Origin of the sequence: Bradyrhizobium sp. in8p8 (assembly GCF_000426845.1) — a bacterium.
GTDB classification, from domain to species: domain Bacteria; phylum Pseudomonadota; class Alphaproteobacteria; order Rhizobiales; family Xanthobacteraceae; genus Bradyrhizobium; species Bradyrhizobium japonicum_C.
Window position 1 is genome coordinate 42,020 of sequence record NZ_AUGD01000013.1, and the last position, 16,804, is coordinate 58,823.

At 63.8% G+C, this 16,804-nt stretch carries 13 protein-coding genes; 4 read left to right on the forward strand and 9 right to left on the reverse strand.

Going from position 1 to position 16,804, the window contains the following annotated elements; genetic code table 11:
- Positions 1–53: 53 nt before the first annotated feature.
- The 8 genes from K408_RS0128235 to K408_RS0128270 all read right to left on the reverse strand — a co-directional run bounded on the left by K408_RS0128235 (position 54) and on the right by K408_RS0128270 (position 10,215).
- On the reverse strand, positions 54–2,225 hold the full coding sequence (locus K408_RS0128235) for a HAMP domain-containing methyl-accepting chemotaxis protein (protein WP_024341600.1): 2,172 nt from the start codon (positions 2,223–2,225) through the stop codon (positions 54–56).
- Positions 2,226–2,285: 60 nt separating this feature from the next.
- A complete protein-coding gene (locus K408_RS0128240) occupies positions 2,286–2,774 on the reverse strand; it encodes a chemotaxis protein CheW (RefSeq protein ID WP_024341601.1) in 489 nt (162 codons plus the stop codon).
- A 48-nt stretch (positions 2,775–2,822) separates the two neighbouring features.
- Complete coding sequence (locus K408_RS0128245; RefSeq protein ID WP_024341602.1) at positions 2,823–4,742, reverse strand: HAMP domain-containing methyl-accepting chemotaxis protein; 1,920 nt, start codon at positions 4,740–4,742, stop codon at positions 2,823–2,825.
- 78 nt (positions 4,743–4,820) lie between these two features.
- Complete coding sequence (locus tag K408_RS0128250; RefSeq protein ID WP_024341603.1) at positions 4,821–6,905, reverse strand: HAMP domain-containing methyl-accepting chemotaxis protein; 2,085 nt, start codon at positions 6,903–6,905, stop codon at positions 4,821–4,823.
- Between the two features lie 40 nt (positions 6,906–6,945).
- Positions 6,946–7,410 (reverse strand): chemotaxis protein CheW, encoded by a 465-nt coding sequence (locus K408_RS0128255; protein ID WP_024341604.1) that lies wholly within the window; start codon positions 7,408–7,410, stop codon positions 6,946–6,948.
- Positions 7,407–9,530 (reverse strand): chemotaxis protein CheA, encoded by a 2,124-nt coding sequence (locus K408_RS0128260; RefSeq protein WP_024341605.1) that lies wholly within the window; start codon positions 9,528–9,530, stop codon positions 7,407–7,409. The genes K408_RS0128255 and K408_RS0128260 overlap by 4 nt, the downstream gene beginning before the upstream one ends.
- Complete coding sequence (locus K408_RS0128265) at positions 9,527–9,892, reverse strand: response regulator (protein ID WP_024341606.1); 366 nt, start codon at positions 9,890–9,892, stop codon at positions 9,527–9,529. The genes K408_RS0128260 and K408_RS0128265 overlap by 4 nt, the downstream gene beginning before the upstream one ends.
- Complete coding sequence (locus K408_RS0128270) at positions 9,892–10,215, reverse strand: STAS domain-containing protein (RefSeq protein ID WP_024341607.1); 324 nt, start codon at positions 10,213–10,215, stop codon at positions 9,892–9,894. Before K408_RS0128270 ends, K408_RS0128265 begins: the two co-directional genes overlap by 1 nt.
- Before the next feature lie 258 nt (positions 10,216–10,473).
- Between K408_RS0128270 and K408_RS0128275 the strand changes: the two genes are divergently transcribed.
- The 3 genes from K408_RS0128275 (at position 10,474) to K408_RS0128285 (ending at position 14,629) form a co-directional block, all read left to right on the forward strand.
- A complete protein-coding gene (locus K408_RS0128275; protein ID WP_024341608.1) occupies positions 10,474–11,607 on the forward strand; it encodes an HD domain-containing phosphohydrolase in 1,134 nt (377 codons plus the stop codon).
- A 184-nt stretch (positions 11,608–11,791) separates the two neighbouring features.
- Complete coding sequence (locus K408_RS0128280) at positions 11,792–12,460, forward strand: hypothetical protein (RefSeq protein WP_024341609.1); 669 nt, start codon at positions 11,792–11,794, stop codon at positions 12,458–12,460.
- An 18-nt stretch (positions 12,461–12,478) separates the two neighbouring features.
- Positions 12,479–14,629 carry an adenylate/guanylate cyclase domain-containing protein gene (locus K408_RS0128285; protein ID WP_024341610.1) on the forward strand — a complete coding sequence of 717 codons (2,151 nt, stop codon included), beginning with the start codon at positions 12,479–12,481 and terminating at the stop codon, positions 14,627–14,629.
- A 42-nt stretch (positions 14,630–14,671) separates the two neighbouring features.
- Here the strand turns inward: K408_RS0128285 and pobA are convergent, their stop codons facing one another.
- Positions 14,672–15,844 carry a 4-hydroxybenzoate 3-monooxygenase gene (gene pobA, locus K408_RS0128290; protein WP_024341611.1) on the reverse strand — a complete coding sequence of 391 codons (1,173 nt, stop codon included), beginning with the start codon at positions 15,842–15,844 and terminating at the stop codon, positions 14,672–14,674.
- A gap of 50 nt (positions 15,845–15,894) precedes the next feature.
- Here pobA and K408_RS0128295 point away from each other — a divergent pair, with 50 nt between their 5' ends.
- On the forward strand, positions 15,895–16,800 hold the full coding sequence (locus tag K408_RS0128295; RefSeq protein WP_024341612.1) for a helix-turn-helix domain-containing protein: 906 nt from the start codon (positions 15,895–15,897) through the stop codon (positions 16,798–16,800).
- Positions 16,801–16,804 lie beyond the last annotated feature (4 nt).

A 16,804-nucleotide genomic window follows, 5' to 3' on the forward strand; every position in this document is an offset into this window, starting at 1 on the left:
CTATGCGTTGACAGAAAGCGGGCTCGACCGGGGGCGGACCGGTTCCGGAGGTCCTAGCGCTGGAAATCGGCGTCCCGATCGTCCTCGCCGTCATTCAGGTCGAAGGCGAAACCGCCGCCGCCGGCAGCTTTGACGGCGCGCGCCGGCTTGGCCTGCGGCTTCCTCGCCGGACGCTCGACGGCCGCCATGGTCGCAGCCTTGGCCCGCAGCTGATTGACCGCGCGGTCGATCGGCGCCGATGCCTGCTTAATCGAGCCATGGTCGATCCGGAAATAGGCGATGGTCGACTGCAGTTGCTCCGCTTGCGAGGCAAGTTCCTCGGAGGTCGAGGACACCTGCTCGGATGCGCTGGCGTTTTGCTGACCGACCTTGTCGAGTTGCTGGATGGCCTGGTTGATCTGGGCCGAGCCCACGTCCTGCTCGCGGCAGGCTGCTGTAATCTCTTCGACGAGCTCAGCCGTCTTCTTGATGTCCGGAACCAGCTTGGAGAGCATGGCGCCGGCCTCCTGCGCCACCTTGACGGTGTCGGTCGAGAGAGTGCCGATCTCGGCCGCAGCCGCCTGGCTACGTTCGGCGAGCTTGCGCACCTCCGAGGCGACCACCGCAAAGCCCTTGCCGTGCTCGCCTGCGCGCGCGGCTTCCACGGCCGCGTTGAGCGCGAGCAGATCGGTCTGGCGCGCGATCTCCTGGACGATCGTGATCTTCTCGGCGATGGTCTGCATCGCGCTGACGGCGCGGCCGACCGCGGCACCGGAAGCCTCCGCATCCTTGGCGGACTGCGCCGCGATCTTCTCGGTCTGGCTGGCATTGTCGGCGTTCTGCTTCACGTTCGCGGCCATCTCCTCCATCGAGGAGGAGGCCTCCTCTGCGGACGACGCCTGCTCGGTCGCGCCCTGCGAGAGCTGCTCGGCGCTGGCTGACAGTTCCTGGCTGCCGGCGGAGACGTTCTGCGCCGCAGTGAGAGCTTCGGACACGATCTGGCGAAGTTTCTCGATCATGCGTTCCAGCGCGATGCCCAGTGTGTCCTTCTCCGACAGCGGCTTGGCTTCCACGGTCAGGTTGCCTTGCGCGATCTCGTTGGCGACCGCCGCAGTGGCATTCAGATTGGCGGTCATCGCGTTGAGAGACGACACCAGGTCGCCGACCTCGTCGTTGCTCGAAACGCTGATCTTCTGGCCGAGATCGCCGACCGCGACCGCATTGGCAAGACCGACTGCACGGGCCAACCCACGGCTGATATTGAGCGCGATCCAGGTCGCCGAAGCGATTGCGATCAACAGTGAGGCGCAGATCATGCTGATCAGGAGCATCTTTGCGAAGGTCGCGTCCCTGGCACCCTCCTCCGCGACCTCGGCCATCTGCTTCTCGTTTCTCTGGACATATTGCTCGATGGCATCCAGCGCCTCATTGAAGGCCTTACGGCCTTCACCGCTGGCGATGGCCGCCGCCTTCAGGTTGCCGGCTTCCAGGGCAAGACGCGCAACATTCTCCACGACGTTCGTCAGGCGATCCAGCTGCGCATTGATGGCATTGGTCGCGCCCGGTTGACTCGCTTGAGCCACGGATGCCTTGAGATCGGCCAGCCGCTGCATGGTCTCCTTCACATCCGCATCTGCTTCCTGCGCCGTCGAGGTCGAATAGGTCAAGACGATCGAGCGCGCGAGCCTCGCGACCTCGGCGCGGGCTGTCAGCAACGCAGCAGCACGCTGGCTCTCGGAGCCGTTGCCGCCGAGCTCCGCGAGCGCTGCATCCAACATCGCGTCCAGATTCTTGACCGCGACCTGTCCTTCGGACTTCCACAGCTGCGAAGCCCGGTGATTGGAGTTGAGCAGCGCAAACTTGCCAGCCTGATCTTCCAACTCGTTCATGCGCTTGATCGGACCGGCGGCCTGATCAAGCAAGCGGCGACCGGCCTCGCTTGCTTTGCTGTAGAGCTCGCCGTTGAGCTTGAGCATCTTCTCGCGACGGGTCAGCATCGCATTGTAATTGTCTTGAGTGTCCTTGTCCGAGACCGCCTGGATCATGCGGCTTTCGGCGCGCTGTTGCGCCTGGATTGCACTCATGACGTCGGCGGCCAATTTCGTGCGGTAGGCCTGGTCGACGATGCGCTCCTGCTGCTCGGTCAAAGTGGAGAGAGACTTATAGGCGACCCCGCCCGTAATCATCGAGAGAATGATGACTGCGCCGAACGCGCTCGCAAGTTTGGCCTTGACGGTGAATCTCATGTCAGTCTCGTTGGTTCGAATTGGGGTGCTTACGTGTGACGACGCATCGCTTTTGCGGACTCAGGCGGCGCAGAACGCATCCGGGACGGTGTCGCGGACTTCTGGAACCTCGTCGTTGGCCATCAACTTGGCGAGGTCGAAGATCACGACGAACTTCTCCCCCTTGCGGCCGATTCCAGCCGCATAGTCGGACTGCCATTTTCCGCCGACTTCCGGGATCGGCTCGATCGCCTGTTCATCGATGTCGGTAACCTCGAACACGCAGTCGGCGACAAAGCCCACGCCGACCAGACGGTCCTTCATCGGCACGTCGAGGATGATGATACGCGTCGCCTCGGTCGCGGCCACGTTCGGCAGGCCGAGCTTGGTCCTGAGGTCGACGATCGGATAGCCGCTGCCGCGCACGTCGATCATGCCGAGCAGGAAGCTCGGCGCATGCGGCAGGCGCGAGATCGGCCGCATGTCGAGGATCTCCCGGACATTGCGAATGCTGATGCCGAACGTCTCGCCGGCGAGCCCGAGCGTCAGGTATTGCGAGGTTGCGGCCATGATGCGTCCATTCGATCAAGAGGTTCGAGAGAGGCCCGTTCGGACCGTTTAGCGTTGAAACTCCGCGTCGCGGTCGTCGTCGGCGTCGTCCATTTCAAAGGCAAAGCCGCCACCGCCGACCCTCAGGGCGCGAGCCGGCCTGACAGCCGGCCTCCTGGCGCCGCCATCGGCTGCGGCCATCTTCGCCGCCTTGGCGCGAAGCCGACCGACGGCATGCTCGATCTCCTGCGGAGCAGCCTTGGCCTTCCCACCTTCCTCGATTCGGAAGAACGAGATCGTCGACTGCAGCTGCTCGGCCTGCGACGCCAGTTCCTCCGACGTTGAAGATACCTGCTCGGACGCGCTGGCATTCTGCTGGCCGACCTTGTCAAGCTGCTGGATCGCCTGGTTGATCTGAGCCGCGCCGACGTCCTGCTCGCGGCAGGCGGCCGTGATCTCCTGGACCAGTTCAGCCGTCTTCTTGATGTCGGGAACGAGTTTGGACAACATGCCGCCCGCTTCCTGGGCGACCTTCACGCTTTCAGTCGAGAGGGTGCCGATCTCGGCGGCTGCCGCCTGGCTGCGTTCGGCGAGCTTGCGCACCTCCGAGGCCACCACGGCGAAGCCCTTGCCGTGCTCGCCGGCGCGAGCGGCCTCTACCGCCGCGTTGAGGGCGAGCAGGTCGGTTTGCCGCGCAATTTCCTGCACGATGGTGATCTTCTCCGCGATGGTCTGCATCGCCTGAACGGCCCGCCCGACGGCCGCGCCGCTCGCCTCTGCGTCCTTGGCCGATTGTGCGGCGATCCGCTCGGTCTGATTGGCATTGTCCGCGTTCTGCTTCACGTTCGAAGCCATCTCCTCCATCGAGGACGAAGCTTCCTCGGCGGATGAGGCCTGCTCGGTCGCTCCCTGCGAGAGCTGTTCGGCACTTGCGGACAGCTCCTGGCTCCCGGCCGAGACGTTCTGAGCCGCGGTCAAGGCTTCGGACACGATCTGCCGGAGCCTCTGCACCATGGTTTCCAGCGCGACGCCGAGCTTGTCCTTGTCAGAAATCCGCTTGGCTTCGACCGTGAGATTGCCGCGCGCGATCTCGTTGGCGACCTCCGCACTGGCATTCAGGCTCGCGATCATGCGCTCGAGCGCAAGTCCCAAAGTGTCCTTGTCGGACAGACGCTTGGCTTCGACGGCCAGATTGCCTTGCGCGACCTCGTTGGCGATCGCCGCCGTCGCGTTGAGGTTCGCAGTCATTGCGTTCAGCGACTTGATGAGATCGCCGACCTCGTCGTTGCTCTTGACCTCGACATTCTGGCTGAGGTCGCCCATCGCGACCGCGTTGGCAAGACCCACTGCGCCGCCAAGCGCACGGCTGATCGAGATCGAAATCCACAAAGCAGCCCCGATCGCGATCACCAGCGACACGCCGATCAGCGTCATCAGCATGAACTGTGCCTTCTGCCCCTCCTCTTGCGCGTGGACGGCCTGATCGCTCATCTGTGTCTTCGTATTCTCGACGTAAGCGCTCATCGCCTCCAGCGCATCCGCGACGACCTTGCGGCCCTCGTTCATCGAGCGCTCCGTCGCCTTCGCCTTATCCGTCCTTGCCAGCCGGATCGTCTCGTCCTGGTACGCGTTCATCTTGGCGTAGGTTGCGGCGAAGTTGTCGAGCAGCTTTCTACCGGCTTCGCTCGCCAGAGCGTGCACTTCGTCCCGCGTCTTCGTCGCGTGCTCACGACGCTTGGCGGCGTCAGCGGCAAACTGTTCTACATCGGCGCCGGTCGCCAGGATGGCGTTCTTCTCGGCCCGAAGCTGGAGCAGAATGTCCCTCTCGATCTGGGTGGCCTTTTCCATGCGCTTGGCGCGAAGGACCATGCTGTCGGCCGTCGCCATCATATCACCGAATTTCATGTAGGCGACGCCACCGGCAATCATGGACAGGACGATGACGAGGCCGAAAGCACTGGCGAGCTTTGCCTTGACGGTGAATCTCATGTTTCAAGTCCCTTGAGTTCGACCTGGTCTGATTTTGGAAGGAACGCGAGCGCGACTGCCCGCGTCCCGGAGGAGCGTCTATCGCTGAAACTCGGCGTCCCGATCGTCGCCGACCTCATCCATATCGAAAGCAAAACCACCGCCACCGGCGACCTTCAACGCTCGTGCCGGCTTGGCAACGGGCGCCCTGCCGCGGCGATCAGCGGCCGCCATCTTTGCAGCCTTGGCGCGAAGTTGACCAACGGCCCGGTCGACTTCCTGAGGAGCAGCCTTCGAATTGCGCGCGGCGTCATCGATACGGAAGAAGGAAATCGTCGATTGCAACTGCTCGGCCTGCGAGGCCAGTTCCTCCGAAGTCGAGGAGACCTGCTCGGATGCGCTGGCGTTCTGCTGGCCGACCTTGTCGAGTTGCTGGATGGCCTGATTGATCTGGGCCGAGCCGACATCCTGCTCGCGGCACGCGGCGGTGATCTCCTGAACGAGTTCTGCCGTCTTCTTGATGTCGGGCACCAGCTTGGACAGCATTTCTCCCGCTTCCTGCGCGACCTTCACCGTCTCGGTCGACAACGTGCCGATCTCGGCGGCTGCCGCCTGGCTCCGCTCGGCGAGCTTGCGTACCTCGGACGCGACCACTGCGAAACCCTTGCCGTGCTCGCCCGCGCGCGCCGCTTCCACGGCCGCGTTCAGTGCAAGCAGGTCGGTCTGCCGCGCGATCTCCTGCACAATAGTGATCTTTTCGGCGATGGTCTGCATCGCGTGAACGGCACGGCCGACGGCACTACCGCTGGACTCGGCATCACGCGCCGACTGTGCGGCAATCTTTTCGGTCTGGTTGGCATTATCGGCATTCTGCTTCACGTTGGAGGCCATTTCCTCCATGGAGGACGAGGCTTCTTCTGCCGACGACGCCTGCTCCGTAGCGCCCTGCGACAGCTGCTCGGCGCTGGCGGACAGCTCCTGACTGCCGGCAGATACGTTCTGAGCAGCAGTGAGTGCCTCCGACACGACTTGTCGGAGCTTCTCAACCATCGCATTCAGCGAACGAACAAGGTCGCCGATTTCGTCATTGCTCTTGACCGAGATTGTCTGGCTCAGATCGCCGTTTGCGACGGCTCCGGCAAGGTTGACCGCGCGGGACAGTCCACGGCTGATGCTAAGGGCCATCATGATCGCGGACGTCGCACCAACCAGGAGTGACAATCCGATGACGCTGACCAGAAGAATCTTGGCCTGACCTGCCTCCTGCGCGGATGCCGCCGACATTTCCGCCATCTGCTTCTTCACCAGGCTGATATACTCGCCCGAGGTGGAGATTGCCTCGGCCGCGTTCGCTCTTCCTTCGACCGCGGCCATCGCCGACGCCTTTATGTTGCCGCCTTCTTTCACGATCTCGACCACGCGGGAGACGACATTGAAGAGACGATCCGTGTAGCTGACAATGTTCGTCGACGACAAGCCGACCGCGGACATGGGAGCGGCGCCCTGCTTGAGTGCGACCCTGAGTGCCTCTTGCTCGTCCGCGATCGCCTTGATCGCGGCATTGAGCTCCTCCATGCTCGACGCCGAGAACGACAGGGCGACCTGCCGTTGTAGACGCACACCTTCCAGCCTGATGGCATAGATGGCTAGAAGCGCGTTGCTCTTCTCGGGCGAAGCCGTCAAACGATTCAATTCGGCAAGAGAGGCATCGAGAGCGTCGTTCCACTGCTTCAGAACCGGCGCTCCATCAGAGGTCCACAATTGGGCGCCCCGATAGTTGGAGTTCTTCAATGCCAGGCTGAGCATAGCGTCCTCGCCGGCATTCATCTTGTCGTAGGCCGCCGAGAATTTGTCCAGCATATGCTTGCCGACATCCGACGCCGTGGCCTTGATCTCGCTGAGAAGCCGGGTCGCCTCGGAGCGATGCTTCTTGATTTCGTCGACCAGCTTGAGCATCTCCGCATCGCTTGCCGCGAGTATGATGTCTCGCTCAGCCCTGGTCTGATAGAGTACGTTGTTCTGCAGCTCTCCGGCCTTATCTATGCGCGCGGCGCGCACGACGAAATCCGCGGAAACCTCGACTTGTTGCGCGAGCTTCAGATATGCCAGTCCGCCCGTGACTCCTGACAACAGAATGATCACGCCGAACGCACACGCCAGCTTTGCCTTGATAGTGAACCGCATATCGAGCCCCCAAGCCCCCACAGTCTTTCACAGACCGACTTCAATTCAGAATGCGTTCCATGTTCGGAACGATGACGAACTCTTCACGCCACTTCGCGATGAAGCGAATGAACTCCGGCTTCCAGTGCATACCGACTCGCGGTGTCTGCTGCACGTCGGCTTGCGAGATCTCTGTGACCTCGTAGACCTTGTCCGCGGTTACGCCGACCAGAACCGGCTCCCCGTCGAGATCGAGCTCGATGACAACGATGCGTGTATCGGCAGAATCATCCAGCTGCGGCATCCCGAAGCGGATACGCAAGTCCGCGAGCGGAATGACATTGCCGCGCACGTTGATCACGCTTGGAACGAATGCGCGCGCGCCCGCGACCTTGGTCACGGGAACGGGATCGATGATTTCGCGCACGAGGCCCGCATCGAGCGCGAACTTTTCCTCTCCGAGACCGATCATCACGACCTGCATCGCGCCGGACTGATGCTCGCCCGCCACCCCCTCGTTCATCATGCCGCCTCGCTGATGTGCTGTTTTTCGACCTGGGACTGCGCCAGCGTGACCAGCTGCGCAACGTCGAGGATCAGCGCCGCCGTGCCGTCGCCCAGGATCGTCGCACCCGAGAAGATCGTGACGTCCGAATGCAGCTTGGACAGCGACTTGATCACCGTCTGGTGATTGCCAATGATCTGGTCGACGACTAGGCCGACCCGGGTTTCGCCTGTGGAGATGATGATCGTCTTCTGGTGCCGGTCGGGTGCGCCCGACGAGGACATGATCTCGCGCAGACGCAGGAAGGGCACGAGATTGCCGCGCACGTTGAGGAAGTTGCGGCCGCGCGAACGCTCGTCCTCCGCGGTCAGCTCGACGCACTCCTCCACCGCCGAGAGCGGAATGATGTAGCGGCCTTCGCCGACCCGGATCAACAGACCCTCGATGATCGCGAGCGTCAGCGGCAGGCGTAGCGTCACGGTGGTACCCTGGCCCGGCCTGGTCGACAGGTCGATAGAGCCGCGCATGTTCTCGATGGTGCGTTTGACTACGTCCATGCCCACGCCGCGGCCCGACAGCGCCGAGATCGTCTGCGCGGTCGAGAAGCCCGGGTGGAAGAGGAACTGGTGGATCTCGTGATCGCTGAGCACGGCACCGGCCGCGATCAATCCCTGCTCTTCCGCCTTCGCACGGATGCGCGCCGTGTTGAGGCCACCGCCATTGTCCTTCACGGTGACGAGCACCTGCGCGCCGGAATGGACGGCGGCGAGCTCGATGCGGCCCTGCTCGGTCTTGCCGTTGGCAGCGCGCGTGGCGGTGTCTTCGATGCCGTGGTCGATGGCATTGCGGATGAGGTGCACCAGCGGATCAGCCAGGCACTCGATCATGGTCTTGTCGAGCTCGGTATCCTCGCCCGAGGTGACGAATTCGACGGGCTTGGAGAGATCCCGCGACAGATCGTGCACGAGGCGACGGAAGCGGCCGAACAGCGAGCCGATCGGCACCATGCGCGCACCCATCGTGGTGTCGCGCAGAGAAGAAGCAAGACGCTCGATTTCCTCAGCGATCATCTTGATCGAGAGGTCGGAGCCGGAGGCCGCGAGCTGGGTCAATCGCGCCTGGGCGATGACGAGCTCGCCGACGCGGTCCATCAGCTCGTCGAGGCGCTCGGCCTGGACGCGGACGGTGGCGATGCCCCGCTCCTGCTTGGCGTCCTCGCGGCGGGCGGGGGCCGCTTCACGCTTGATCTCGGCCTTTGGCTCGGTCGCAGCTTCGGACTTCGCAACCTGCGCCGTGGGCTCTGCCTTTGCAGCGGGTTGCTCGGCAACCGGCGCGGGAGCGGCATCGGCCATCACTACGGCCGTCTCGGCCGGCGGCGCGGGCTCTTCGTCGAGAAGCTGGAGCAACGGAGCCGGCGCGGGCGCTTCGACCTGCTCCAGCGGCGACAGCGTCAGCCTCATCTCGTCCTGGACGAACATGAAGACGTCGTCGATCGCGTCCTTGTCGCAGGCCGCGTGCAGCTTGACGTCCCATTTCAGATAGCAATCCTCTGGCTCCATCTCATCGAGAAACGGGACGCCGTCGGTGACAGGCACCACGAAGCAGGGACCGAGCTTGCAGAGATCTTCCAGCAGATCGAGCGGATTGGAGCCGTTGCGCAGGATATGGGATTCGAATTCCAGATAAAGGTGCCAGCCGGCCCGCTTGCTCTCCACTGGCGCCAGCGGCGGCGCCCCGGCGATCTCGACGACCGGAACGGTGGGCGTGTCGGCCGAGACGAAGCGCTTGAGATCGTCGAGGATGGCTTCGCCGATAATGTCGTCGGTCGACTGCGGATCCTCGATCAACGCTCGGATATAGTCCTTGGCGGCAAGCGCGACCGAGATCAGCTCCTGCGTCGGCTTGATCTCGCCCTTGCGAACGCGATCGAAGGCGGTCTCGAATTCGTGGGTGAACGAGGCGACCTTGTCGAAGCCGAACATGGCGCCCGAGCCCTTGATCGTATGCAGGGCACGAAAGGCGGAATCGACCAGTTCGCGGTCATCGGGACGTAGACCGAGATCGAGCAGCGATCCTTCAAGAACCTCGAAAAGTTCGCTGGCTTCCTGACGAAAGATCTCGGTCGGATCCATCGCACTCATGCGCGCACCAGCTTGCCGACCACGGCCAGCAATTGCTCGGGTTTGAAGGGCTTGGTGATCCAGCCGGTGGCGCCGGCGCTCTTGGCTTCCTGCTTCACCGTGTCATTGGATTCGGTGGTCAGGAATACGATGGGCATTCCGACAGCGTTCGGCAGCTTGCGCAGCGCGCGGATCAACTCCAGCCCGTTCATGACCGGCATGTTGAGGTCGGTGATCACGAGGTCCAGCTTGCCGGCTTGCGCCTTGGCCAGCCCTTGGGCGCCATCACCGGCCTCGATCACGTTGTGACCGGCCGGCTCGAGCACGACCTTGATCATCTGCCGGATGCTGGGCGAATCGTCGACGGTGAGAATCGTGGCCATCAGGTGCCATCTTTCTTTTGCGGGAAGTGCTGATCGATCATCGCTTCGCTGGCAAAGCCGGCGCGGCGAAGGGTGTTGCGCAGAGATTGCGAGAAGGAGGTCAAGACCACGGGGCGGCCCTGGGCCTCGCCGGTCTTGGCGGTCGACAGCAGAAGCTGGATCGAGGTCACATCGGCCTTGTCCACGTTCGAGCAGTCGATCTCGAGCCGCTCCTGGCGGCCGAACGCCTCGCGAATGAGGTCATAGACGCTGCGAATGGCGGCGATGCTGCAATCAGCGGGCAACCGCAACGACCATTTTGGCTCCGTGGAATTGAGCGACATCGCTGCATTCGCCTTTGCTAAAACTTCGCTACACGTTTGGCGCGAATCGAGTGAGCAAAACCCTAACGCGGCGGTCCGTACAACTACGGGTCACATCCTCGGGGATTTCGCGCAACTTCATGCCGCGGGCACAACCTGCCGAAATTTCAGGCGACGCCTCCGCGCCGGCACTGTTTCCGCGCATTTGCTTCGCGTTAAATTCGCCCGGGTTATGGCTTGGCCTCGTGTCTTTGGCAGTGAAGAGAGCCCCCGCCACCAATGCTGACCCAAGCGCTGCTGGTTGATGACAGCCGCTCCGTCCTCAACTTCCTGAAACGTCATATCGAGGCAGAAGGTCTGGTCGAGGCCACCGCCTTCCTCGATCCCGTGGAGGCGCTGGCTTGCGCGCGGGGGCGCGTCTTCGATCTGGTGCTGGTGGATTACGAGATGCCGCATATGGACGGCATCAGCTTCATTCGCAGCTTCCGCAGGCTTCCCGGCTGCGCCGACATCCCGATCGCGATGGTCACCTCGCGCCAGACCGACGACATCAAGATGGAAGCGCTGCAGGCCGGTGCAACCGATTTCCTGCCGAAGAAGCCACAAAGCCTCGAAATGACGGTGCGCCTGCGGAATTTGATTCAGCTTGGTGCAGCCGTGCGCAAGCTCAACGACCGCGCCGCGCACCTGGCCAGCGAAGTCGCAGCAGCAACGCGAAAGCTCGGCGAGCGCGAAGAGGAGATCATCCTGCGGCTCGCGCTCGCGGTCGAATACCGCGACAATGATACCGGCGAGCACACCCTGAGAGTCGCGCGCTACAGCCGCGTGATCGCCGAACAGCTCGGCCTGCCCGCCCGGCTTTGCCGCGACATCTATCTCGCCGCGCCTCTGCACGACGTCGGCAAGGTCGCCATCCCCGACAATATCCTGCTCAAGCCAGGCAGGCTCACCGAGGACGAGATGGCGGTGATCCGGACGCATGCCGCGATCGGCGAACGAATACTGGCCGATTCCAGCTGCGAGCTGATCCGGCTCGGTGCGCAAATTGCCGCGAGCCATCACGAGCGCTGGGACGGCGCGGGCTATCCGAACGGCCTCAAGGCGGAGGCCATCCCGGTCGCCGCCCGCGTGGTCGCCGTCGCGGACGTCTTCGACGCCCTGACGACGCGGCGGCCATATAAGGAGCCGATGGCGATCGAGATGGCGCGCAACTACCTGATTGAGAATCAGGGCAAGCAGTTCGACCCGGCCTGCGTCCAGGCGTTCCTGTCGCGCTGGGACGAGGTGGTCGGGATCGCCGCCGGTGAGACGCCTCTTCAGAAAAGCGGGGCCCCTCTCGCTCCTGATATAGAGAGTGCGGCCGAGAGCTGCCCGGTGGAGGATCATTCGGCCGAGGCAGCCCCGACCGCCTGACATGACGAACCGACCAACTTCTTGCCCCGGCTCCATTTTCTCTGGTCGCCGGTTTGAACCTGTTCCTGCTAAAGTGGCACCAACAACTAAGAGTGATTCTGGTCACACTTGCTTGGGGCACCCTGCTGTAAGCATCGAACCGGGACGGGCCGGTAGTGCATCGTCGAATTGGATGAGAATTCCCATGAGAAGCCTGATCGGCGCCGTCCTTGGTGCCTTCTGCCTTGCGGCCCCCGCGCTGGCGGAGACTCCTGCCGCGATCGTCGAGGACGTCCAAGGAAAGGTCGACGGCATCGCCTTCATGGACTATGTGGCAGCGGGAAAGATCATCAAGCTCGGGCCCAAGGCCAGCATCACGCTCAGCTACCTCAAATCATGCGAGCGCGAGACGATCAGCGAAGGCGTTGTTCTGGTCGGCACTGAGCAGAGCACCGTGCAGCTGGGCGAGGTCAAGCGGGAGAAGGTGCCCTGCGATACCAATGCGGCAAAGCTGTCGGAACGCCAGGCGAACCAGAGCGCCGCAACGACCTTCCGCAACGTGCGGTCGGACGCCAAGGGCCCCCCGTCCAAGCTGCCGACGCTCTACGGCGTCGCCCCGCTGGTGCAGGCCAAGAGCGGCAGCACGCTGGTCATCGAGCGCACCGATGGCAAGGAACCCACGATCACCGTGCCGCTGAGGAGCGAAACCATGGTCCGTGGCAAATTCTACGACTTTGCCAAAGCCGGGAAGTCGCTGACCCCAGGAGGAAGCTATCTCGCCATCCTCGGCGCCAAGCGCTACGCCTTCCAGATCGATGCCAGCGCCACCTCGTCGCCGACACCGATCGTCGGTCGCCTGCTGCGGCTCGAATAGGCGGCCCAGCAACGGGAGATGCGGCGGATCGGCAGGCGCGACATCGTTGCGGCATTCCTGACTGCGCTCATCGCGGGCGCAGTCTTCACATCGCCGCCGCTTCAGGCCCTGCAAGGCCTCTCTCTCGACCTCCTAACGGCGCTGCGCGGCAAGACCATTGGCGACCGCCGTGATCCCGCCGCCTCGCCGGTCGTCGTCGTGGCGATCGATGGGGAGACTTACGCGACGCCACCCTTCAAGGGATCGCCGACGCAAACCTGGACACGTGAGATTGGGCGCGTGCTCGGCAGCATCAGTGAGGGCGGCGCCAAGGTGATCGGCTACGACGTCATCTTCCCAAGCTCGATCGAGCTGTCCGAGATTCCGTTTGGCGACGGGCCGCTCGGCTCGCGCATGAGGGGATTCGACCGGGACTACCTGATCGCGCTCCGACAAATCTCCGACAGCGGCAAGCTCGTGCTCGGCGAGGTCCTGAGCAACGACCACCCGGAGCGGCCCTACCAGGCGCAACGGGTGGCGGTGCGAAACAACATCCGCGCCCTCAACGTCCACACCGATGCGGACGATGTCATCCGGCGGATGCCGCTCACCTTCTCCATCGACGGCAAGCCGGTGCCGGCGATGGCCGTCGAACTCGCCGCGCGCGCACTCGGCGCGAAGGTCGAGGTGGCGCCATCCGGTAAGGCCGAGCTGGCCGGCTATGCGATCCCGGGCGTCGTGCCGAACACGCTGACGCTGAATTTTCGAAGCCTTAGCCGCGACGTTCCGACCTACTCCTTCGCCGATCTGCGAGCCTGCGTCGAAAAAGGCGACCACGACTTCTTTCGCCGTGCCTTCGAGGGCAAGGTCGTTCTGCTCGGCACCATCCTCAACTTCGAGGACCGCAAGCTCACCTCGATGCGTCTCTCCGGCGGATATGACGGGACCCCGGCGCCGCGCTGTGCCATCCCCTCACCTGCAGGCGCCGCGCAGAAGGCCCGCAGCGACGTGGCCGGCGTGTTCGTTCACGCCGCTGCGGTCCGAAATCTGATCGAGCGGGACGCCGTGACCGAGCTCGGATTCCCCGGGCGGTCCCTTCTCACGATCGCATTCGCTGCCGTCGTCGCGATCGCAGCCTGCATGCTCGCGCCCGGCGCCGCACTGATGGCCTGGTTCGGCCTCACGCTCGTCTACGGGGCCGTCACCGTCAGCGCCTTCGTGCACGCCTTGGCGCTGCCGCTGGCCGAGCCGGCTCTGGCCGGCCTTGCCGCGCTCGCGATCATGATCGGCTACCGCTTCGTGCTGGCCGATCGCGACGAGCGTTTTCTGCGCAAGAGCTTTGCCCTCTACCTCGCGCCCGAGGTCATCGAGACCATGGTCGCCTCCGGCAAGATGCCGGCGCTCGGCGGCGAGATACGCAACGTCACCATGTTCTTCTCCGACCTCAGCGGTTTCTCGTCCATTGCCGAGACCATGACCCCGGGCGAGCTGGTGACGCTGATGAACGAATATCTGTCCGCCATGACCGACATCATCGAAAATCATGGCGGCTACGTCGACAAGTACATCGGCGATTCCATCGTCGCCATGTTCGGCGCGCCGGCCGACGATCCCGCGCACGCGCGCAACGCGGTTCGCGCCGCGCTGAAATGCCACGAGAAACTGGCTGAGCTCAACGAAGCCCATCCCGCCTTCGCCGGCCACGACATATCGCATCGCATCGGACTGAACAGCGGCGAGGCCGTGGTCGGCAATATCGGCTCGCGGCGCCGCTTCAACTACACCGTGATGAGCGATACCGTGAACGTCGCCTCGCGGCTGGAGGGGGCCAACAAATATTACGGCACAGCCATCATGGCCTCTGAGAGCACCAAGGCGCAGACCGGCGACACCTTCGCCTGGCGCGAGCTCGACGCGATCAGGGTTCAGGGACGCGGCGAAGCAATCAGGGTGTTCGAGCCGCTGGCGGAGAGCGGTGCGGAGAGCACCGAGCAGACGAAGGCAGCTGCCGCGTATGCGGAAGGTCTTGCCTGCTGGCGAGCCAGAGAGTTTGCGAAGGCGGCGAATACGTTCGAGCGGCTGGCGGAGTCCGATCCAGCCTCGGCAATGTTCGCCAGGCGAGCGAAGGCGCTAGCCGAGACGCCGCCGCCGCCGGACTGGACGCCGGTCAATACGCTGGAAGGAAAGTAGCCGCCCCCTTGCCCTCCCTTGGAGGGTACGCGGGGCGACCGCCTAGAACGGCAGCCCCACGTAATTCTCCGCAAGCAGGCGCTGCGCCGTCTCGGACGAGAGCAGATAGTCCAGCTCCGTCTGCTGGAGCCGATCCTCGTAGTCGAGCCGGTCGGGAAAGCTGTGCAGCAGCATCGTCATCCACCAGGAGAAGCGTTGCGCTTTCCAGATCCGCGCGAGCGCCTTGGCGGAGTAGCCTTTGAGACCGGAATCGTCGCCGCCCTGATAATGCGCGAGCAAGGCGTGGTAGAGATAGTAGATGTCGGAAGCGGCGCTGTTCAGCCCGCGGGCCCCGGTCGGCGGCACGATGTGCGCGGCATCGCCTGCAAGGAACAGGCGGCCATAACTCATTGGCTCGGCGACGAAGCTGCGCAAAGGCGCGATGCTCTTCTCGATCGAGGGTCCCGTAATCAGGCGGCCGGCGACCTCCTCCGGCAGGCGGCGCTTCAGCTCGGCCCAGAACGCATCGTCGCTCCAATCCTCCACCTTGTCCGTCAGTGGCACCTGGATGTAGTAGCGGCTGAGCACCTGCGAGCGCAGGGAGCACAGCGCAAAGCCGCGCTCGTGCTTCACATAGATCAGCTCGGGCGATACCGGCTTGGTTCGCGACAGCACCCCCAGCCAGCCGAACGGATAGACCTTCTCGTATTCGCGCAGCACGTCCTTCGGGATCGACTTGCGGCTGACACCGTGAAAGCCGTCTGCGCCGACGATGTAGTCGCAATCGATGCGGATCGTTTCGCCGTTCGAGCGGTAGGTGACGTAGGGACGATCCGATGTCAGATCATGCGGCGTTACGTCCTCGGCATTGTGCACGACCTTGCCGCCGAGCCGGTCGCGCGCCTCGTACAGGTCGCGCGTCAGCTCGGTCTGGCCATAGACCAGCACCGAATTGCCGCCTGAGTGCTTGTGCAGATCGATCTTGGAGAGCACGCCGTCATGGGCGATCTCGAACCCGCGGTGGATCTCCCCCTCGCGGTCCATCCGCTCGCCGCACCGCGCCTCGCGCATCAGCTTGGCAAAGCCGTGCTCGAGCACGCCGGCGCGGATGCGGGCGAGCACGTGATCGCGGCTGTATTTCTCCAGCACGATCGTGTCGATGCCCTTGAGATGCAGCAGCTGGGACAGCAGCAACCCGGACGGCCCGCCGCCGATGATACAGACCTGAACTTTCATTATTGCGTCCTCCCGTCGGCACTTTTTTGCAGACTTTGCGCTGCAGACGGATGGAGGGTTTCGCCTTTGTCTTGTACTATTCGAACATGAGAAGCACAGCCCCTGCCCCGGCGATCCGGGTGTACAATTTGTTCGGCGAGTCCGGCGACCTGCCCGACGTCGTGCACTGCGAGACCATCGCATCCCGTTCGGTGCTGCACGACTGGACGCTGGCCGTGCATCGTCATGCCCGGCTGCACCAGGTCTTGCTGATCGAGCGCGGCGGCGGCGAAGCGACGCTCGACGGGCGCGTGGTGCCCTTGAGGCCGATGCAAATCGTCAACGTACCTGTCGGCCACGTTCACGGCTTCCGTTTCGTACCGGACACTCAGGGCTGGGTGTTGACCATCGCCGCCGAGATCCTGGATGAGGCGCTGCTCGCGGCCGAGGGCTTGCGCGGCGCATTGTCACGATCCGCCGTGGTGCGCGGCACGCCGCAGATCCGCGCCACGATGAAGCAGATCTTCGCCGAGCACGCCGCGCGCGATTTCGGCCGTGCCCATGTGCTCCGCGCCTTGTCCTCGGCCATGGTCGGGCTCGTGGCGCGCGCGCTCTCAGGGGAGAGCGGCGGCAACGGCACTGCCGAATCCAGCCTGTTCCGCCGCTTCGAGGCGCTGCTGGAGCAGCATCATCTCGAGCGCTGGAGCGTCGCCGACTATGCCAAGGCGCTGTCGGTGACGCCGACGCATCTCAACCGGATCACGCGAAGGGCGACCGGCGATACCGCCTCGCATTTGATCCTCAACCGGCTGATCCGCGAGGCGCGGCGCAACCTCGTCTACACCAACCTGCCGATCTCGACGATCGCCTACGCGCTCGGCTTCGAGGACCCCGCCTATTTCAGCCGGGTCTATGCCGCAGCCACGGGCCTATCGCCGCGCGCCTTCCGCGCGCAGCTCCATGGCGAAGAGGCGTGAGGCT